Source organism: Rossellomorea sp. LjRoot5 (assembly GCF_964253455.1).
In the GTDB taxonomy this organism is placed as follows: Bacteria; Bacillota; Bacilli; order Bacillales; family Bacillaceae_B; genus Rossellomorea.
Genome location: NZ_CAXUQN020000001.1, coordinates 2,054,208 through 2,073,912, shown reverse-complemented (window position 1 = coordinate 2,073,912; position 19,705 = coordinate 2,054,208). Strand labels below are relative to the sequence as shown.

The 19,705-nt window shown below is 41.0% G+C and carries 17 protein-coding genes; 7 read left to right on the top strand and 10 right to left on the bottom strand.

The window, feature by feature from the left end; all coding sequences use genetic code 11:
• The first annotated feature begins 79 nt into the window (after positions 1 to 79).
• Positions 80 to 361, top strand: a complete 282-nt coding sequence (locus tag ACSQ2E_RS10690; RefSeq protein ID WP_430339427.1) for a hypothetical protein — start codon at positions 80 to 82, stop codon at positions 359 to 361.
• 33 nt (positions 362 to 394) lie between these two features.
• Positions 395 to 1,156 (top strand): membrane protein insertase YidC, encoded by a 762-nt coding sequence (gene yidC, locus ACSQ2E_RS10685; RefSeq protein ID WP_435990511.1) that lies wholly within the window; start codon positions 395 to 397, stop codon positions 1,154 to 1,156.
• A 43-nt stretch (positions 1,157 to 1,199) separates the two neighbouring features.
• On the opposite strand, the gene ACSQ2E_RS10680 is transcribed toward yidC, so the two are convergent.
• On the bottom strand, positions 1,200 to 2,375 hold the full coding sequence (locus ACSQ2E_RS10680; protein ID WP_435990510.1) for a D-alanyl-D-alanine carboxypeptidase family protein: 1,176 nt from the start codon (positions 2,373 to 2,375) through the stop codon (positions 1,200 to 1,202).
• A gap of 259 nt (positions 2,376 to 2,634) precedes the next feature.
• Between ACSQ2E_RS10680 and ACSQ2E_RS10675 the strand changes: the two genes are divergently transcribed.
• The 3 genes from ACSQ2E_RS10675 to ACSQ2E_RS10665 all read left to right on the top strand — a co-directional run bounded on the left by ACSQ2E_RS10675 (position 2,635) and on the right by ACSQ2E_RS10665 (position 6,003).
• The gene (locus tag ACSQ2E_RS10675; protein ID WP_435990509.1) at positions 2,635 to 3,264 is read left to right on the top strand and encodes a 5-bromo-4-chloroindolyl phosphate hydrolysis family protein; all 630 of its coding nucleotides are present in this window, start codon (positions 2,635 to 2,637) and stop codon (positions 3,262 to 3,264) included.
• Positions 3,265 to 3,278: 14 nt separating this feature from the next.
• Positions 3,279 to 4,421, top strand: coding sequence for a toxic anion resistance protein (locus ACSQ2E_RS10670; protein ID WP_435990508.1), 1,143 nt, complete (start codon positions 3,279 to 3,281; stop codon positions 4,419 to 4,421).
• A 286-nt stretch (positions 4,422 to 4,707) separates the two neighbouring features.
• Positions 4,708 to 6,003, top strand: coding sequence for an aldehyde dehydrogenase (locus ACSQ2E_RS10665; protein ID WP_435990507.1), 1,296 nt, complete (start codon positions 4,708 to 4,710; stop codon positions 6,001 to 6,003).
• Positions 6,004 to 6,155: 152 nt separating this feature from the next.
• On the opposite strand, the gene ACSQ2E_RS10660 is transcribed toward ACSQ2E_RS10665, so the two are convergent.
• The 5 genes from ACSQ2E_RS10660 to ACSQ2E_RS10640 all read right to left on the bottom strand — a co-directional run bounded on the left by ACSQ2E_RS10660 (position 6,156) and on the right by ACSQ2E_RS10640 (position 12,883).
• Positions 6,156 to 7,730 carry a cation:proton antiporter gene (locus ACSQ2E_RS10660; RefSeq protein ID WP_435990506.1) on the bottom strand — a complete coding sequence of 525 codons (1,575 nt, stop codon included), beginning with the start codon at positions 7,728 to 7,730 and terminating at the stop codon, positions 6,156 to 6,158.
• A 973-nt stretch (positions 7,731 to 8,703) separates the two neighbouring features.
• A complete protein-coding gene (locus ACSQ2E_RS10655; protein ID WP_435990505.1) occupies positions 8,704 to 10,623 on the bottom strand; it encodes a hypothetical protein in 1,920 nt (639 codons plus the stop codon).
• A gap of 10 nt (positions 10,624 to 10,633) precedes the next feature.
• On the bottom strand, positions 10,634 to 11,515 hold the full coding sequence (locus tag ACSQ2E_RS10650) for an ATP-binding protein (protein WP_435990504.1): 882 nt from the start codon (positions 11,513 to 11,515) through the stop codon (positions 10,634 to 10,636).
• A 132-nt stretch (positions 11,516 to 11,647) separates the two neighbouring features.
• Positions 11,648 to 12,550 (bottom strand): GNAT family N-acetyltransferase, encoded by a 903-nt coding sequence (locus ACSQ2E_RS10645; RefSeq protein WP_435990503.1) that lies wholly within the window; start codon positions 12,548 to 12,550, stop codon positions 11,648 to 11,650.
• Between the two features lie 129 nt (positions 12,551 to 12,679).
• A complete protein-coding gene (locus ACSQ2E_RS10640) occupies positions 12,680 to 12,883 on the bottom strand; it encodes a DUF6501 family protein (RefSeq protein ID WP_435990502.1) in 204 nt (67 codons plus the stop codon).
• A 209-nt stretch (positions 12,884 to 13,092) separates the two neighbouring features.
• Here ACSQ2E_RS10640 and ACSQ2E_RS10635 point away from each other — a divergent pair, with 209 nt between their 5' ends.
• Complete coding sequence (locus ACSQ2E_RS10635; RefSeq protein ID WP_435990501.1) at positions 13,093 to 13,422, top strand: hypothetical protein; 330 nt, start codon at positions 13,093 to 13,095, stop codon at positions 13,420 to 13,422.
• Positions 13,423 to 13,447: 25 nt separating this feature from the next.
• On the opposite strand, the gene ACSQ2E_RS10630 is transcribed toward ACSQ2E_RS10635, so the two are convergent.
• The 3 genes from ACSQ2E_RS10630 to ACSQ2E_RS10620 form a co-directional block, all read right to left on the bottom strand.
• Entirely contained in the window at positions 13,448 to 14,074 is a 627-nt protein-coding gene (locus ACSQ2E_RS10630) for a DedA family protein (RefSeq protein ID WP_435990500.1), read from the bottom strand.
• A 118-nt stretch (positions 14,075 to 14,192) separates the two neighbouring features.
• Positions 14,193 to 15,071, bottom strand: coding sequence for a gamma-glutamylcyclotransferase (locus ACSQ2E_RS10625; protein WP_435990499.1), 879 nt, complete (start codon positions 15,069 to 15,071; stop codon positions 14,193 to 14,195).
• Positions 15,072 to 15,907: 836 nt separating this feature from the next.
• Positions 15,908 to 17,542: an AMP-binding protein gene (locus ACSQ2E_RS10620; protein ID WP_435994495.1), complete on the bottom strand. Its 1,635-nt coding sequence runs from the start codon at positions 17,540 to 17,542 to the stop codon at positions 15,908 to 15,910.
• 383 nt (positions 17,543 to 17,925) lie between these two features.
• Here ACSQ2E_RS10620 and sda point away from each other — a divergent pair, with 383 nt between their 5' ends.
• Positions 17,926 to 18,060: a sporulation histidine kinase inhibitor Sda gene (gene sda / locus ACSQ2E_RS10615; RefSeq protein ID WP_034758885.1), complete on the top strand. Its 135-nt coding sequence runs from the start codon at positions 17,926 to 17,928 to the stop codon at positions 18,058 to 18,060.
• 385 nt (positions 18,061 to 18,445) lie between these two features.
• Here sda and odhB read toward each other — a convergent pair whose 3' ends face one another.
• Positions 18,446 to 19,687 (bottom strand): 2-oxoglutarate dehydrogenase complex dihydrolipoyllysine-residue succinyltransferase, encoded by a 1,242-nt coding sequence (odhB, locus tag ACSQ2E_RS10610; RefSeq protein ID WP_435990498.1) that lies wholly within the window; start codon positions 19,685 to 19,687, stop codon positions 18,446 to 18,448.
• Between the last annotated feature and the right edge of the window lie 18 nt (positions 19,688 to 19,705).

Sequence of the window (19,705 nt, the reverse complement as noted above, 5' to 3'; positions counted from 1 at the left end):
CGCAGTATACTGTAAAGGTGATAAAATGATCATTCATTTATTATTGATGCAACTAGAATAGGAAAAGGAGTCTTCTCCATTGACATTCATTATTGTACAAGACTTATTGGATTTTTACTTAAGTCCTTTGCATGTCAGTATCGTATTTTTATTCATATTGGCATTGATCTGGGATCGGTGTCCATCACCATTCCATCTCTATACACAATATTATGATAAAAAACTGGAAGGAAACAACCTCATTGTCAGGCAGGTCGCAGAAAATGAGGCCTTACCTGTCAGGGTCTGGTTTACGACTTGTATGAAGTTTCAATTCTATCATACTGATAATGATGAAGAATCCTCTTCTGTATATATGTAAAAGAAAAGCATATAAATAGAGGAGGAAAAAACATTGAAGAAATTTTTATTCATTTTCGTTTTACTAATATTCGCATTGACTGGATGCCAGTCTGCCACCACTGATGGAGCATTCTTTCATGATTATCTTGTCAATCCATTTTCATTTCTCATTCATGAAATAGGAACCTTTCTTGGTGGGAATTTTGGCGTGGCCATTATCGTGATCACCCTTCTTATTCGACTTGTTCTTCTGCCTTTTATGCTAAAAACGTATAAGAATCAACAGGATATGAAAGGGAAAATGGCCTTGATCAAACCTGAGATGTCTGCGATTCAGAAAAAAATCAAAGAAACGAAGGATAAAGAAGAACAGAAAAAGCTTCAGCAGGAATTAATGATGCTCTATCAAAAAAACGGTGTAAATCCTCTCAACATGGGATGTTTGCCTTTATTGATCCAGACGCCCATCCTGATTGGACTCTATTATGCGATCCGCTCATCTTCAGAAATTGCCAGTCACTCTTTCCTATGGTTCAACCTTGGACAACCGGACCATATCATGGCGATTATTGCCGGGGTTGTGTACCTGGCCCAATCACGCGTTTCCTTGATGAACATCCCTGCAGAGCAGCAGGCACAGATGAAAATAATGGGGCTTCTGTCCCCGGTCATGATCTTCATCTTCTCACTGAACGCACCTGCTGCACTTCCATTATATTGGACGGTCGGAGGCGCATTCCTCATCTTGCAGACCCTGATCGGCAAGACCCTTTACCATCAGCAACCAGCATTAGAAAAACAGGAAAGTCAATAACAAAAGGGAGCCGGCCGGCTCCCTTTTGTACTATATTCAACCCTTACTTATTGAAAGACCCTGACAGAAACACGGTCGTCCCTGCAATGAATAGAAGGGCCATGTAAATGATAAATGGGTAAAATAAAAGTTTCCCGCTCCACTCCTTCCCGAATAACAGCCCCTTGTGCTCACTCGAAGCAACTGCTTCGGTGTGGGTTACGGGTGTTCCTTTCACCGGTGTCAAAGTGGTTGACAGCATTTCTTCATGATCCTGGTTATAAAGGGTCAACTCCCCACTTGGGGCAAGTTTCTGTGTGATCTTCCCGTTTACAGGCTGGGTAAATGGAATATCCTTTTTCAAATCATAAGAAGTGCCGTCCAATTGAAAGACGGTCTCCTTAGGGATATAATTCCTTTCAAACTGATTCAACCCATAATCAAGCAGTTTCTTCGTATCCGAATAAATGGCTCTTTTGGACTGTGCTTTCATCGTAACCACCACGAGCGAGAGTTTATCATTTTCAGCTGACGTCACCAGGGTGTGACGGGATTCGTCTATAAACCCATTCTTACCTCCCGTCACTTCAGGATAGGGAATTTCCCCCTTCACCATCTTGTGATGATTATAAAGCGTGGTATTCCATCCTTCAGCCTTCCAGTCCAGGGAGTCTATATCAAACAACTTCCTAAACTGTTCATTCTGTAACGCATAGCTTGTAATTTCAGCCATATCATAGGCGGTTGTATAATGATTTTTCCCATAAAGTCCATGAGGATTTTCAAAATGTGTATCCCGGACCCCCACCTCCTCCTTAAGAAAGAGATTCAATTTATCGACAAACTGTTCTACAGAACCTTCTGTATGTTCAGCGATGGCAACGGCGGCATCATTCCCGGAGTTCACCATCAGTCCTTGAAGCAGCTGCTCCATGGACAGCGTTTCACCGGCAGCTAAATAAACAGTAGAACCCTCGGTACGGCTTGCCTTCTCACTGATTTCCACCTGGTCACCGAGATTGCTATGCTGAATCGCATAAATCGCTGTGGCAATTTTTGTAATACTTGCAGGGTTCATTCGTTTGGTACCATTTTTAGAGTATAGGATGCTTCCGGTTTTTGAATCTATTATAATAGCCGAATCACTATAAATATTTCCTGGTTTTTTTACTGCATTTTGTTGAGCTGAAACACTTGGGGTAATGAAGCAAAGTAAGATCAGCACAATAACCTTTTTCATATATCCACACACCTGTCTTGTCATTGGTCTCACTTACCCATTCTACCAAAAATGGATTTCCTATAATCATTCAATATAAAAATGTTAAGAAATTGAAAGAATGATGCTAATTCCTTACATATTTCCCCGATTTTTCTTCCACCACTGATACTTTATTTCCATTTTCCCTCCGTTTCCACTAAAATGAGAGTATGAATATGAAACCTTTTACACGACGAAACGTAAGTATGATAAGCATCTTTATTAAGGGGTAGATGAAATGAACACATTTCTGCAATTTTTATTAAGGACGGTCATCTCTTTCAGTGTTGGGACCAGCAGTTTTATCGCTTACTTACTCCTCTTTGACATGGGATTTCCTCTTACACTCTTATCGGGTGTAGGTACGGGGGTACTCTTTTTCATGATCGTTAAGGCTCTTCAAAAAAAATGGTGGTTGAATAAAAATGGTCTTTCCGGACAGGAATTTCGATATATAAACAGCAATTTAAAAGAAGCGAAAGAAAAGGTAAAACGGCTGCAACGTCAGCAGTTAAGGGTAAGATCGCTCGGAGCTTTTAAGCAGATCCTTGAGATCAACCGATTAAGCAGAAGAATTTATCAACTTGTAAGAAAAGAGCCCAAGAGATTTTTTTCAGCTGAGTCCTTCTTCTTCTACCATTTAGACTCTGTCGTTGAGATTACGGAGAAGTATACGTTCCTGGCTTCCCAGCCTGGTAAAAATAAAGAAACCTTCCTGTCTCTCCAGCAAACCCGTACGACACTGGATGATTTAACAGGTTCCTTGGAAAATGATTTACAGAAAGTGTTGGCAGATGACATGGATCACCTGCAATTTGAACTTAATTTCGCCAATCAGCACTTAACGCACAAAAAAGATCTCAAATAAATGTCGGAGGTTTTATGATGGAACAACGAAATGAACAATCAGAATTGGATCTATTGCTTTCAAACCCGTTCGGGGAAGAAAGGCCTGCTGTGAACGAACAAACAAAGTCTCCCCTGTTACTTGACCGTTTGCCTAAAGAACAGCAGGAAAAAGCCAAACAATTAGCAGAACAAATCGACTACAAGGACTATGAAGCCATCCTTAAATATGGAACAGCAGCCCAAACTCAATTATCGTCATTCTCCCATTCAATGTTAGATCATGTGCAAAAACGGGATATCGGCCCGATCGGTGACGTGTTAGGCGATTTAATGAAAAAGCTCGAGCAAATGAATCCCGATGAGCTTAACACGAAGCAGAAAGGCGTATTTAAAAAGCTCTTCCGGAAAGTTTCATCTTCTTTACAGGAAGTGCTTTCTAAATACCAAAAAATCGGATCTCAGATTGATCGGATTTCAGTCAGACTCGAGCATTCGAAAAAGACCTTGCTCGATGATAACCGATTATTGGAAACCTTATATGAAAAAAATAAAGACTACTTTCAAGCCCTTAATATGTATATTGCCGCTGCTGAAATCAAACGGGAAGAAATCCAGCACAATCTCCTTCCTTCTTTGCGTAAGAAAGCAGAAGAAACCGATGATGAGCTGATCTACCAGGAAGTCAATGATACCATGCAGTTCCTTGATCGATTGGATAAACGAATTCATGATTTGAAACTGAGCAGGCAAATGACGATTCAATCCGCCCCTCAAATCCGTTTGATACAAAATACGAATCAGGCATTGGCAGAAAAAATTCAAGCTTCTGTCCTAACTGCGATTCCTCTTTGGAAGAATCAAATTGCCATCGCTCTTACCCTTCTGAATCAACAGAAGGCTGTAGCCGCTCAAAAGCAGGTATCACGCACGACGAACGAGCTGCTATTAAAAAATTCCGAGATGCTCAAAACAAACAGCATCGAGACCGCTAAAGAAAACGAACGGGGAATTATAGATATCGACACCCTGAAGAAAACCCAGGAAAACCTGATCTCCACGATAGAAGAAACTTTGGCCATCCAGGCAGAAGGCAGACAAAAGCGACAACAGGCCGAACAGGAAATGGTCACAATGGAAAATGATCTAAAACAAAAACTCATCGAAATCAGAAAGTAAAGAGAGTAATAAAATATGAGCTCTGGCCATTCCTGCGAATCTTATTGTGGAATGGCCATTTGATTTTATACCCACATTTACTTTCTCCCTCATTCGATTCCTGAATCATATGTCTTGCATATCCGATTTGATTATACTATCATTCTCCACATGCAAATAATTGATACCTCAATAAATTGCACACAATTTTATTGAAGCACAAGAAATAGTTCCCAAGAGTACCTGCGGAACAAAACGGGAAAAGCATAAGTGTTACCTGTCATCAAAAAGAAGAGGAGTTTTTACTATGGAAAACTATCAAAAACTTATCAATAAACAGCAATCATTTTTTCGTACCGGTATGACAAAGGATATCAACTTCAGGATAGAAGCTTTGACAAAGTTAAAGGAACTTATCCAAACGCATGAAAACGACATCATAAATGCTGTAAAGAAAGATTTGAATAAACCGGAAATAGAAGCTAAGCGAGCAGAAATCGGCCTTGTCCTTAGTGAGATTGACTTTACCTTAGAGAATCTTACTGGATGGGCATCACCTGAAAAAGTTCATACACCTGATACACATCGAGGGGCAAAGAGCTTCATTTATCCAGAGCCCTATGGATCGATCCTTGTCATCGCCCCTTGGAATTATCCATTCCAACTTGCCGTGGCACCACTTGTTGGAGCGATCGCTGCCGGCAATACCGCTGTCCTGAAACCATCGGAATTGACCCCGAACACTTCAAGACTGCTTGCAGGCATGATCAATGATCACTTCCAGGAAGAGTATCTCCATGTCGTTGAAGGAGAAGTTGAGACAAGCACTGCATTGCTTGAGGAAAATTTCGATTACATTTTCTTCACAGGAAGCACTGGTGTCGGGAAAATCGTAGCAGAAGCTGCAGCCAAGCATTTAACACCAGTCACCCTTGAACTTGGTGGTAAAAGTCCGACGATTGTACATACGGATGCGGACATTGATGAAGCGGCGAAACGAATTGCAAGAGGAAAATTTGCAAATGCGGGTCAAACATGTGTCGCTCCGGATTATGTTCTCGTCCATCGCGACGTAAAGAACGAGCTGTTGGAGAAAATGAAAGGAGCCATCCAAGCTAGTTACGGGGAGAAGATCATTCATAACCCAGACTTTGGCCATATTGTTAGCGAAAGGCATTTTGATCGCCTGAAAAGCTTTCTGGACAATGGAACCATTGTTACCGGTGGAGATTCAGACCGTCATAATCTCGTCATTGAACCAACGATTCTAGATTCTATTTCATGGGAAGATCCCATCATGCAGGATGAAATTTTCGGACCGATCCTCCCGGTCATTGAATATGAAGACACTTCTGAAGTGATTGATCAAATTAAGAAGCGTCCGAAGCCGTTGGCACTTTATCTATTCTCTGAAAATGAACCCCTTCAGGATGAAATATTGACGAATATCTCATTTGGAGGTGGCGCTATCAATGATACAATCAATCACATGACATCTCACTATCTTCCTTTCGGGGGAGTTGGCGCAAGCGGAATGGGCGCGTATCATGGCAAAGCAAGTTTCGATACATTCTCCCATTTCAAGAGTATCTTGAAACGCTAGAATTTAACATGATCATGTTACCTTTATCATTATGATTTACCTTGATAAGACAAGAATTTCATTCTTTCGATGGGTAAAACAGGACCAAGGGCCCTTCATATATGAAGGGCCCTTGGTCCATTACTACTGATTCTTCATCAACATTACTTCATTCATTTCTCCTCGTTGTGCACGATGCTGTCCGTTATGCTGTCATATTCATTCTCTGCAATAGCACTGCTGATGATTTCTTCTTTTTCTAGCTTTGCAACTGCCTCATATTCTGCATACATGGCGTGCTTCCTGAGGGTGGCGAGCTGGTTTTCTTTTAGTACCGGGTTGCGGTCAAATAAGTCATCCAATTGTGCTTTGAGCATATCAATTCTTTTTTGGTATGTATCAATGAGCTCCTTCGAAATTGGGTCTGTAATATAGAGCTTTTGTTTCACACGATGAATTTCTGATATTGCCGTTTCATAACGATGAAGCTGACTAAGTAATTTCTCGAATTCCTCATGACCTTCTTCTTTTGGCTTAATGCCCAGTACATTGATTAACGGTTTGATGGTAAGTCCCTGGACAACCAGACTGAATAATACAACACTAAAGCCGAGAATCAACACGTCCTCCCTGCCTGGGAAGTCCCGTGGCAGACTCAGTACAAGAGCAATCGAGAGAGATCCTTTCAAACCTCCCCAATTCAATATGTGCTTCCACATATGCGGAAAGTTTCCGATAAGGGACAAGCTTGTATAAACGGCTATACTCCTTGCCATTAATACGATAAGTATGGCTGCGAATATGTATGGCCACTTCTCGAGAAGGTCGATCCTTGTTATCTCGAGGCCGACCATTAGGAAAACCAGAGAATTCGCAAGTAATGCAGCAACATCCCAAAAACTGTTGATATTCAATTTGGTAGTGGGACTCATCCCGATCTTCCCGCCGAAATTCCCGAATATCAGTGCTGCAATGACCACGGCGATGACCCCTGAAGCATGAACACTTTCCGCCAGTAGGAAGGAACCGTAAAATAGGATGACACTAAAAATGATTTCAAGGGGATAGTCATCGTAGTACTTCGTTAATATTGAAAAGGCATACCCCAGGGAACCACCTATGATCACCCCTAATGAGACCACTCTGATGAACTCCCACAATCCACTTCCAAGACCCGCCCATCCGGCATCGATATATGATACAAGATAAAAGGCGGAAATATTGAATAATACAACAGCTAAACCATCATTGAATAGGCTTTCACCTTCAATCACAACGGCCAATCTCTTCTTAACGCCCACACTCTTGAATATGCTTAATACACTGACAGGATCTGTTGCACTCATCAGGGCTCCAAACACAAAAGCTGCCTGAATAGAGAAATCAAAGAAATAATACGCTGAAAAACCGATGATTAAAAATGATATCAGCGTGCCTCCGAAAGCCAAAGCGATGATCGGTTCTTTATTAGCCCTTAGATGGGAATAGGGAAGCTTCAATGCCGCTTCTCCCAATAGAGCCGGTAAAAAAAGGGTAATTATGACGAAATTAAAGATTTCTCCTTCGGTAATGAAGGCTTTAAGCGGCTCCAAAACAGGTATATTGAATAAACCGATCAGCGCCCCAACAATCACGAGAGCAATCGGATAAGGTTGCTTGAGTTTTTTGGAAATCGCCGTAATACCGGCTGCGATCATAACTAATATAAGACCCAGTTCGAAAATATGATGCATATCCAACTCATCCATATCTGTCCCTTCCTCCCTTGTACACTACTTTCTTCTTCCCTATCATGTTTATTTACTAACCTACCCTTTTGTATAAAAAAAGACTCATCTTCCCAACACATCATAACAGTTAAACGACTCTCATCTTTCTTTAGTATACAGAAATTTCCTTGGAGATTAAAATCTATCCCATTCATTGAATCATTTAAACCAGGATAAGGGATATCAAGGAAGGGGAAGAAAAGAAACTGGGACAAAAGTGTTAAGTGAAAAAAATCCGAACGATCATCGAAATTCACTTTTGAAATTCGAAATCGTTCGGATTTATCATTTAGCTGTTTACGTAAATACTGTTGCTTTTGGATGTAGTGATTAGTGGTTGATTTCTGCTCCAGTTGCTCGCTTTCCGCGGGGCTGGCGGTGAGCCTCCTCGGGCTTTTGCCCTGTGGGGTCTCACCTGTCCAGCGTTTCCCGCAGGAGTCGAGCACCTTCCGCTCCAATCAACTTTCCAGGCGTAAGTGTTTCACTATAACATTGGAGTGTCCACCATAGCATACACCAACTCTTATTCTATTATTCCCTTCACCCCTATAATTTCAAACAAAGTTTGATATTTTCATAGGATTTTTTCTCAGACTCCTGATGTGAATGACCCATTCTGCTAGACACACACCTAATAACCGAAAACTGGAAAATAATTGTCTGTGTATGAATTACTTTCTTGGTGAAACGGGCCTTTTATTATTTTCACTAAAGTATATTCAGTGTATATAGCATGATCTAGCTATTGATTGGAGTGCAAGACGCAAACTCCTACGGGAAAAGCGGAATAGGTGAGACCCCGCAGGAACGACAGTGACGAGGAGGCTCGCCTTCCGCCCGAGGAAAGCGAAGTCTTGCACGGAAATCAAAAGCGATGTAACAAGTGATCCCTAATTTTTTGATTTTTCGTCTTTAAAGGAAATGGATTTATGCCCCGACCTCTTTTAAACATTTATATACTCTTGTACAGGAGCTTTCTGAGTAATGGGAATAATACTTCCGGGAGTTCTTCCACATTTGAAACAAGGATACTGTAATTCCCATAAATATTTTGGATGGTTTTTCTTTGGGACTCATCGATTTCACCGTTTGACAAAAACACGTTGATGACTTCGATTCCCTTTTTCCTTGCATCCAATACTGCTTCGTGAGTATCGACAATTCCATTCTGTTCGTACTCCATGGCTGCAGGCTCACCATCTGAAAAAACAAGAAGGAATTTTTGTTTTTCATTCCGCATCAGAATTCTTTCTGTTATCAAACGAATGGCAAAACCATCCCGATTGTCCTCTTCCGGTTGAAGCTGCATGATTTCAGAACCACTGCCTGGTTTCAGAGAGGTATGGAAATCCAACACAGGGTTTAAGTAATTCGGCTGACTGGTTTTGGTCGCACGATTCGTATCTTCCCAGAAGCCGATGACCTCATGTGGTACCCTGACTGATTTTAAGGATTCATGAAACAACGTTATACCTAGCTTCGTTTGATCCATTTTGTCAAACATGGAGCCTGAACAATCGACCAGTAGAGAAAACACTGCATCTATCTCTGAGGAAGGATTCTGCTTTTTGTAAAAAAGTCTTGGATTATCATCGGTTATGAACCGTAATAACTTGTTATTCAATCTGCCGAAATGCAGATCGCTGCGCGGCTGTATACGCTTATGTTCCAGTGTTTTCTCAATCATCTTCTGAAGCTTTTTTTGAAATGGAGCAATCATTCCTTTGTTCTGATTATACTCAAGCTTTTCTTCAGAAGTGGGAACAGACGGTGTAAGAAAGTGAGGTACTGCGAAGCGATTGTCCTTTCCATACTCACTTTCTCCCCCTCCTGACTCTTCCCTCTCCTGCTCCTCGGCTTTCACATTATGGTACTGCTCCCTTTCTGTCTCCTGCATAGAGCCTTGAACCATTGCCAATGCCTGATCAGCATCATCTCCTTCACGGACACCTTCTCCCATCAGGTCGGATTGAGAACCTTGATCCAGATCGAACTGCAGGAAGGATTCCCCTTTGTCACTTGTTTCCCTGTGCCAAGTACGGAATTCTTCATCCAGGATTTCTTCTTCCCCTGTGCTTTCTTCTTCCAGCACATCATTATTCTCTAGAGGGTCTTTCCTTTTTAAATCATCAAATGTTTCACCGTATGTTTCTTCTATCTCATACACGTCCACTGGCAGATGGAAGTATTCATTCAACATATCTTTTTGAACAATTTCATCCACAACCTCTACAATCTCCAAAGCTACCTTTACGACATCTTTTGTCTGACGGGTTTCATAAAATCGGGTAATCTGGCCATGAATGAACGGCATGGCCAGGTCAATATCCTCATTAATCTTCACCGGTTGTTCCAAGGGGGATTGGGCGTGTAGAAGGAGGTAAATCGAATTGAACAGAGCATCGGTGAACACGCTTTTCGTCAGATTCACTTTAAGCTGGGCCTCAAAGTGTTGACGGTATAATGTTCTTCTGGTGTCAAATGATTTCTTGGTGCCCGGGCGTTTGGATTTGCAAATTTCCTCTAATCGTATCTCTTCACCGATGACAAATAATTGCTTTGCAAATCGCGGGACCGAAGTGGCTTTTACTTTTTCAATGTATGTTATCACATCTTCTATGACCGTTTCATGGAGATTACCGATGGTCCTCAAGTAGATATCACTTTTCAACCCATGGACTTCGTCATCTCTTTTTCGATGATCCCAGAAATGACTGACATAGACCGTTTCCTCTTTATAGTCCAAATAAGAAAACGGACCATATTTTAGGTTCATATCCCCATTCTTAGACAGTGTCTTAGTAAGATCCGCCATTTCCATCACTAAAAATGAATCGATGTTTTCATCATTAAATTGAATAAATCGGTGCATTACAAATCCCTCATTCAAATAAGGTTTCTGCTATATTCAGAATAGCCGCTTTCTCACGTTCATCTTCAAGCTTATCAACAATTCCCCTCTGTATCGCACGCTTGGCAGGGAGATACAGAGCCAAGTCACAGGCATCAAGGAGAGCACGTATGGAAGCTGCTTCCTCTGAAATTTGTCCATTTTTTACCTGGATCAGTAAATCCGAAGACAAGTCTACAAATTGGCCGATGAGCTTGTCATCCGTAAGCCTACTTTGACTTTCAATGACACTCTTCAGCGTTTCTCCTTCAATATAAGGTACGTCTATGACAACAAAACGATTTTTAAGGGCCTCATTTAACGGAACCGTACCTACATACCCTTCATTAATGGCTGCTATAACACCAAATGAGGGAGCAGCTTTCACGACTTCACCTGTAAAAGGGTTCGTAATGCTTCTTCTATAATCCAACACACCGTTTAAAATCGGCAATGTTTCAGGTTTGGCCATATTGATTTCATCGATATAGAGCAGGTGACCATTTTTCATTGCTTGAATCACAGGTCCTTCAATGAAATCGATGGTATTTTTCCCATCCCTTTCGCTGATCGTTTTATATCCTAATAATGCTTCTGCATCGAGATCAACCGAGCAGTTGATACTATGCATCGGCTGAGAGAATATCGATGATAATGTATCGGAGAGCTTTGTTTTTCCTGATCCCGTTGGTCCTTTAAGGAGAAGGTTTTTTCCAATGGAAAGGGAGATGATGCTGTCTTCGATGATATAATTTTCACTGGCCGTATATCCCCCTTCCCCGATCAATGAAGGGTTCTCAGTACGAGCGAATGCTTGTTTTCTTTCATTTATTATACGAGTGACCGATTCCGGTAGTCGTCTTTCCAAATTCATGCTTTGACATCCTTTCCAATTCACATACTAGTCATTCTACATGTAATAGCGCTTACACTGCAAAGGGTCTGCACAAATTTATTTTTTCAGCAGGTCAAGAAAAAAACACCCATTTCCGGGTGTGGTACGCTTTTATACGTTCAGATCATATCGGGTGAATCCCCTATAGACATACATGCCGGCTTTTTGATAGACAATGGTGGCATCGGTGTAGCTGTCACTGTCTACGGATAGTGCTGCTGATTTCATCCCACGTTCTTTTAGCTTGCCAAATGCGTAATAAAGTAAATGATGGGCAAGTCCCATGCGACGCAAGTTTCTCTTGATACCCAGATGAGAGACCTCCCCCATCCTGGTCTCTTCATTGACAGAACAAAGGATAAATCCTATGAGATTGTCTCCTTCTTTCAATAGATACCAAAGAGTAGGATCGAAAGAAGGGCGAAGAAAACGCTTCTTGAATTCATCCAATTCAGTCGGGTGATAATCAAAATGATCCGAAAAAACCTCTTCAAAAAGTTCATGAAGACAATGAGTTTCAGTATCGGGATTGAAAATTGTAATTTGATAAGAAGAAGGAATGGAGGTAATCGTCAAATCTTCAAGATCCTTTTTCATCTGAAACCAAAATCGGGTTGCAGTAAACCCACATTGTTCGAAAGTCTTTTTCTCTACTTCAAGATTTGCGGATAGGATGATCGTCTTGTTTTCGCTTTTCATTTTTTTTTCGATAGCGGATGATACTAATTCTTTTACCATCTCATTTATGTAGTGACCCATATGTTCATTTGGGTTAGCAAGAATTAAAGAGGGCAGGCGATGATCTTTTTCAGTCAAAATGGAAAGGGCAGCTAATTCCCCATTATGCCAAAGACCTATCCGATCCGTTTCTGGAATCGATTCAACCATCTCATGTATTTCTTCTTCGCTGGTTTGCCTTTCTCCAAATGCCTTTAGTTCATAGTTCATAAATAGTTCTTTCAGTGATGACATGTCCTGTAGAGTTACCACCCGTTTACTAAATGATTGCTGCATTTGCCGTCTCCCCATCCATCCCAATTTTCAAGCACGTTGAACAATGCATTACTAATATGAAGATTACGAATAAATTAACATGAAAAAAGCTGATTTCTTCCGTACAGGAAAAAATCAGCTGGAAGATGTTTAGACCTCTACGAAGTATTCTTTGTAGAATCCTCCCATTTTGCCACTTTCATCAATGACGAAGTAGTATTCTTCTGATTCGTTTTTCACTTCGTATTCTTTTCCAACTGTAAGGACATTCGCAACTGTATATTTCTTCGCGTCCGTATGTACACACTTTATCTTTTTATTCGAATGTTTCTCCGTCCAAGTTTTATGGATCAAGTCGATAACCTCCTTTTCAATAGAACTATGCTACTAGTATATTCTTACAGGCGCATTAGTTCAACTACTATCTAAATCGGAAAACGACTGAACCGGTATCAGGCACTCGTTTGATAGTTTTTTGTCGACTTTTTATGGATTTTGTCACATCCAGCAACTGTTATATGGTATATTATAGGAGATTATATATTGGGAGAGGTTCGATATTCGTGAAAAAAGGATTAATCAGAATAGGGATGGTTTTCCCCATCCTTCTGTTTTTTTATATGAGTACCCACCGGCCGAATGAAGAACAGTTTTACTCTTGGCTTTTAAATGAATATGATATCGAATGCCATGCTTCGATAACTTGCACCAAAAAAGTGGAGGGGAATTCATATACAACGCTGATCGAAACCGGATCAAATATTAAGAATGGGTACTTGCTGTTTAACACAATCGGGAAGACCTATGAGGATGAGAATGGTTCCAGAACCACGGTTAAGGCGATAGGAGTATTCGGTAAGTATTTCACGATTATAATAGATGAACAAGGCTGATGGAAATACTTCCATCCGTCTTTTTTTATTTCCGATACCTTACTTTTTTCCACTTTGTTGTATTGGTGCTTTTTTTCATGGTGAAGAAGAGTCCGTAAATAATCAGTGCAATCAATAGGATGACAAAAACAATCCCCGCTTTTACGCTCACTTCCTCTAACAGTGCTTGAAAGCTCTTAGGGAAGTAACGGCCAATCTGAAAATAGATGATTCCCCATACGAAAGCTGATGGAAGGGCAAAAAGAAGATATTTCATGAGGGAGATCCCTCTGGTTGTACCTGCAATATATGGCATGAATAACCGGACACCTGGTATAAAATAGCTGAACGAAATCGCCAATGGACCATATTTATTCAGCCAAACTTCTCCATTTTCAATGAGTTTCTTGGATTTGTTTCCATTCCTCATCCGGGATGTTAACTTAGTACCAAGATACCTTCCATTCATGAAGGCAAAGATTCCATAGGAGATCAATCCACTATACATAAAGAAAAAAGAGGTGTACGGATTAAAATGTCTCCATTCAGAAAGATATCCGGCTAATGCGGCAGCCAGTTCGTTTGGTACCGGTAAACCCACAAACACGACCCAACTAAATAGGAACATGGCAATATAACCAAATTGATCAACCAAATGAAGTAAAAAGTCCATCACACACCTCTTTTCACACACTACAATTTGTGTATCCCCAGGGACCCAGCTGGTCACTTATTAATACCGAAGCTGATTTAGATGAAAAGCACTACTGATTCATGAAGCGTCCGCACCTTTAAATTGACTCCAGGAGATTCTCCACTTGTTCTTTCGTCATACCGATTTCCATTAACTGTTTTTGTAGTTTTTCATGGTATGACTGACTTACATGTGGACGGCTGCCCCTGAGGATTTCCCTGGCGTAATGATCGGGGGGACACGTTTCATCATATTTTACCTTTACAATAAAGGTCAGTACATCATTATGCGGTTTGCCGTCTATCAGTAGGTCTATGAATGCCGCTCTGTACCAACCCGGGGTGACCCCCTCCCTGGTAAACAGGTACTCTACTGCCTCTTTAGGGAGATCATATACAATCCCTTCCATCGTTCCTCCATCTTCTATGATATCTCCACGGCCTCCATCATGTACCTGAAAGAGATACTTCATTGTATACCCTTTCAACAGCCCTGCTCCAAGGCAATTCTTGAAATGATGATCGACCTGAGCTTTTTTAAATCGATCATCATCCATACATGATCCGTATGCGAAATATAGGGTTCTTTCAGGTTTCCCCTTAAGAAATTGATGGACCTTCCAATCTCCTGAAGGAATTTCTTGTTGAAATAATGCTTTATGTTTGGAATAAAAGACAAATGCTTCCCGGGTTCCGGTGTCTGTTTCAACTTCCTTAAGCTTTCGGATAAATAGGTTCTCCTCACGATCTTCCAGGAAATCCTCAAGTTCATCGATCTCCAATAAGATGTCGGAGTCGATCTTATATAATTCTCCATAGACCGTTCCATTACCTTCTTTAAGGGCTGGGTAGCCTCTATTCGTTTCATATAGAAGTCCTTCTACCCAGGCTTGTTCCCGCACCAATGAAGCATCCTTTAATAAAGAATGATTACTCTCATGTCTTCTTAACGTACCATAGACAAAAACGTACACCATGTTACCCCTTCCCCTTGTTAACATAACTTTGTTATAGTTAATCATTCAAACTAGCTTTCTTATATTTTATTTTATCAAATGAGCTTTGATATTTCAGTATACGCTACATTCATTATACGAAAAATCATTAAAAAAGGACGCAGCTGTGACAAAAGTGTTTAGTTAAAAAGAAAATCCGAACGATCATTCGAAATTCTTTTTTGAAAATCGAGATCGTTCGGATTCATTATTTGGTTGTTTACGTACATGTTTATGCTTTGGATGTAGTGAGTAGTGGTTGGTTTCCGTTCCAGGTGCTCGCTTTCCGCGGGGCGTGAGTTGAGCCTCCTCGGGCTTTTGCCCTGTGGGGTCTCAACTTTCCCGCAATTCCCGCAGGAGTCGAGCACCTTCTACTCCAATCAACTTTCAAAGCGTAGGGTCACACTATAACTGCTATATCATTACATACACTAACTCTTATTTTATTAGTTTCAGAGACGTATCAGTTAATCATACAAATACTATTTCTTACCTAATGTAAATGAACCATACTGCTCTGATATACCGGGGCTTATATTATTCTTTCAAAAGCACTCAATGTATATAGCAGGTTCAAGCTGTTGATTGGAGTGCAAGACGAAGACTCCTACGGGAAAAGCGGAATGGGTAAGACCCCGCAGGAGCGACAGCTGTGAGGAGGCTTGCCTTCCGCCCGAGGAAAGCGAAGTCTTGCACGGAAATCAACAGCGGTTTAACGTGTGATCCTAACTAATTGTTTGATTTTCCATGTTTAGAGGAACTGGATTTCGTTGTGTCCAATCCTCATACTTTACAGGGAAACGCTTACAATTTTTTAATTACTTTTTTTGAATGGCGGTTTGCTTCGCCTGCTCTTTTAATCGGAATTTTTGGATTTTACCGGAGGCAGTCATTGGGTAGGAATCTGTAAATTCAATATATCTTGGGATTTTATGCCGCGAAATCTTACCGGTGCAATACTCTCTGATCTCTTCAGAAGTCGCAGTCTGTCCTTCCTTCAGAATGATCCAGGCCATGACCTCTTCACCATAAACCTCATCTGGAATCCCAATGACCTGTACATCCAACACCTTAGGATGGGAATAGAGGAACTCTTCAATCTCTCTCGGGTAAATGTTCTCACCACCTCGAATGATCATATCTTTTAATCTTCCTGTTATCCTGCAATATCCATGTTCATCCATGACGGCTAAATCACCCGTATGGAGCCAGCCTTCATCGTCAATGGCAAGCCTTGTCGCTTCTTCATTCTTATAGTACCCTTTCATGACGTGATATCCACGGGTACATAATTCTCCCTGGACTCCATATGGAATTTCCCGATTTGAACCGGGCTCTACAATTTTCACTTCGACATTCGGCAAGGATTTCCCAACGGTTTCGACCTTTAATTCAATCGGATCATGGGTGCGTGTCTGGGTGATCACGGGGGATGACTCAGTCTGGCCATATGCAATCGTGATTTCATCTGCTCCCATTTTTTCCATGACCCCTTTCATCACTTCAATCGGACAATTACTGCCTGCCATGATACCTGTGCGAAGATGGGATAGATCATATTGATCGAAATCCGGGAGATTTAACTCGGAAATGAACATGGTAGGCACTCCATGAAGGCCTGTGCACTTTTCATCCTGGACCGTCTTCAGGACCTGACGGGGATCGAATTCCTGTAACGGGACCATTGTGGCTCCTACGGAAACACAAGCAAGTACCCCCAGCACGCATCCGAAGCAATGAAAGAAAGGGACTGGAATGCATAAACGATCTTCATTACCAAGTCTCATGCATCCGGCAATATTATGCCCGTTGTTTACGATATTGGAGTGAGTGAGCATGACCCCCTTCGGAAACCCTGTCGTCCCTGACGTATATTGCATATTGATGACATCATGAGGAGATAGGCTGGAAAGTCTTTCATCAAGCTCTTTATCTTCCACTTCTTTCCCTTTCTCCATGATATCCTGCCAGCTATATGTACCCGGATAGGAATTCTTCCCTAAAACAATCACATTTTTTAAGAAAGGCAGTTTTTCACTTTTTAATTCCCCCGGCTCGGAAGATTTCAATTCCGGACAGATTTCATAGAGCATGTCTATATATGACGCACCTCTGAATTCTTCCATCAAAATAATGGTCTGACTGTCAGATTGTCTTAGCAAATATTCTAATTCAGCACTTCGATAATTTGTGTTCACTGTGACCAGTACTGCACCCATTTTCCCGGTGGAGAACTGGCTCACTAACCATTCAGGGGTGTTTGATGCCCAAATGGCGATATGATCTCCTTTATTCATACCAAGATTCATGAAGCCTTTTGCAGCCTGTCTGCACAATTGGTTAAATTCGCGATATGACCACCTCAACCCCCTGTCAGCATAGACAACCGCTTCAATGTCCGGCTGAATGCGTGCTTTTTCTTCAAGAAGATCCCCTACTGTAGTGTGTAAAATCTCCGACAAGTGATTTTCCCCCTTTGTTATGACCCCTTATAAATTGGAACCTACCCTAAGTGATTCAAGAGGTGAAATTTCAGTTCCTTATGCGTGTATATTATCACAAAAATTTAAATTTTCAAACTAATCAACACATACCTGTTAAAAACAAGTTAAATAGTCGGTGCCCCGTTGTCGACAAAATCCAACAAGTCCTACATGGTATAACCGGATTATATAGACAAAAAACGTCTTCTTTAAACCAAATTCACCAAAACAACTAAAAATACAACTTTAGACGGAAATTATGAAAAAACACTTTTCAAATGAATGTTTTCTATGTAGAATAAATAGAAAATATAGAAAATTCTATATTTTATACATTTCCTGGGAGGTTGGTCATGAAAATCTTAAGTAATGAACAGTTGGTGGCAGCTTATCGTGATGCTGAGAAACAAGGGAATGATCAAGACTGGATATCGCTTCTTAAGAAAGAAATTCGTAACCGTGGATTGAAACCTTTTAGGAAATCTTGACGCTTTAAATAAACAAAAAAATTGAAAATCAACTTATCTCACCCCCTGAGATACAAATTGATGACAGACTCAAGTTCATTTGAGTCTGTCTCTTTTTACGACTTTAAATCCATGATATTCCTCTATTTGCTTAAATTGATTGTGATCGAGAAGTCCGATCTTATGAAACAAATAAGAGTACCAAAGCACTTTTTTTGAGTGATAAGCGTTCATTTCCCCCACCCTCTCCGATTATTGTCCATAAGTTTCCTAAAAGCAACTTTATTTTATTTAACCATATTTTATGTATTTGGTGAAAATACGTGAAAAAAAAGCTGACTCATATACCACAAGGGGTCATATGAATCAGCCAAACATTCATCTATTATTATTCAATCAGAGTTGCTTACCCTTCAAGAAGTAAATCTTCAGGGTTTTCAAGTAAGTCTTTAACCATTGCCAGGAATCCAACAGCTTCTTTTCCATCAATGATTCTATGATCATATGATAAAGCAATGTACATCATCGGACGATTTTCCATTGTGTCTTTATCAATGGCTACAGGACGAAGTTGGATTTTATGCATCCCAAGAATTCCAACCTGTGGTCCATTTAAGATCGGTGTGGACAGTAATGAACCGAACACCCCACCATTTGTAATGGTGAATGATCCTCCTTGCAGGTCACCAAGGGATAACTTGTTGTTTCTGGCCTTAGTAGCCAGTTCCATGATTTCCCCTTCAATTTCTGCAAAGTTCTTACGTTCACAGTCACGTACGACAGGTACAACCAATCCATCATCCGTGGATACGGCTACGCCGACATCGTAGAATTTCTTAAGGACGATTTCATCCCCGTCAATTTCACCGTTCACATAAGGGTACTTCTTAAGCGCTGCTACCACTGCTTTTGTAAAGAAACTCATGAAACCAAGTCTTACATCATGGTCATCAAAGAATTTGTCCTTTTTACGTTTACGTAACTCCATGACTTTACTCATATCAATTTCATTGAATGTCGTCAGCATGGCAGCTGTTTGCTGAACTTCGACTAAGCGTTTTGCAATCGTTTGACGGCGACGGGACATTTTCTCACGTACCACTGGCTTTCCATCATCTTTCTTAGCAGGAGCCTTCTTCTCTTGCACAGAAGGTTTAGAAGGAGCTTCAGCCGGTTTATTGCTGTAGGCTTCAATGTCCTGCTTGCGCACACGGCCAAGGGGATCTGTTGGAACATCAGAAAGGTCGATGCCTTTTTCACGTGCTAGCTTACGAGCTGCCGGTGAAGCGATTGGACGATTCTTTTTGTCTTCTTTGGATGGCGCTTCTTCGGATGTGTTTTCTGCCTTCTCTTCTTGCTTTGAAGCAGGCGCTTCTTCCTTCGCTTCAGAAGTGGAAGGGGCCGGAGCTTCTCCTCCTGCACCAACAATGGCAATCACTTGCCCGACTTCAACAGTATCCCCTTCATCTGCTTTTAGCTCTTGGATCGTACCTGCTTCTTCTGAAATGACTTCAACATTTACTTTATCCGTCTCAAGCTCGACGATATATTCGCCTTTTTCAACATAATCACCCGGTTGTTTGAGCCATTGTGCAATCGTACCTTCTGTAATTGATTCTGCTAATTCTGGAACTTTAATTTCTGCCACTGTGATGTCCTCCTCTTT

Bases quoted from the DNA above. Each gene is read 5' to 3' on its own strand.
- ACSQ2E_RS10655 (WP_435990505.1), bottom strand. From the start codon at position 10,623: ATGCACCGATTTATTCAATTTAATGATGAAAACATCGATTCATTTTTA.
- ACSQ2E_RS10670 (WP_435990508.1), top strand. From the start codon at position 3,279: ATGATGGAACAACGAAATGAACAATCAGAATTGGATCTATTGCTTTCA.
- ACSQ2E_RS10650 (WP_435990504.1), bottom strand. From the start codon at position 11,515: ATGAATTTGGAAAGACGACTACCGGAATCGGTCACTCGTATAATAAAT.
- ACSQ2E_RS10680 (WP_435990510.1), bottom strand. From the start codon at position 2,375: ATGAAAAAGGTTATTGTGCTGATCTTACTTTGCTTCATTACCCCAAGT.
- sda (WP_034758885.1), top strand. From the start codon at position 17,926: ATGAAAATCTTAAGTAATGAACAGTTGGTGGCAGCTTATCGTGATGCT.
- ACSQ2E_RS10665 (WP_435990507.1), top strand. From the start codon at position 4,708: ATGGAAAACTATCAAAAACTTATCAATAAACAGCAATCATTTTTTCGT.
- ACSQ2E_RS10675 (WP_435990509.1), top strand. From the start codon at position 2,635: ATGAACACATTTCTGCAATTTTTATTAAGGACGGTCATCTCTTTCAGT.
- ACSQ2E_RS10625 (WP_435990499.1), bottom strand. From the start codon at position 15,071: ATGGTGTACGTTTTTGTCTATGGTACGTTAAGAAGACATGAGAGTAAT.
- ACSQ2E_RS10660 (WP_435990506.1), bottom strand. From the start codon at position 7,730: ATGGATGAGTTGGATATGCATCATATTTTCGAACTGGGTCTTATATTA.
- ACSQ2E_RS10630 (WP_435990500.1), bottom strand. From the start codon at position 14,074: ATGGACTTTTTACTTCATTTGGTTGATCAATTTGGTTATATTGCCATG.
- ACSQ2E_RS10645 (WP_435990503.1), bottom strand. From the start codon at position 12,550: ATGCAGCAATCATTTAGTAAACGGGTGGTAACTCTACAGGACATGTCA.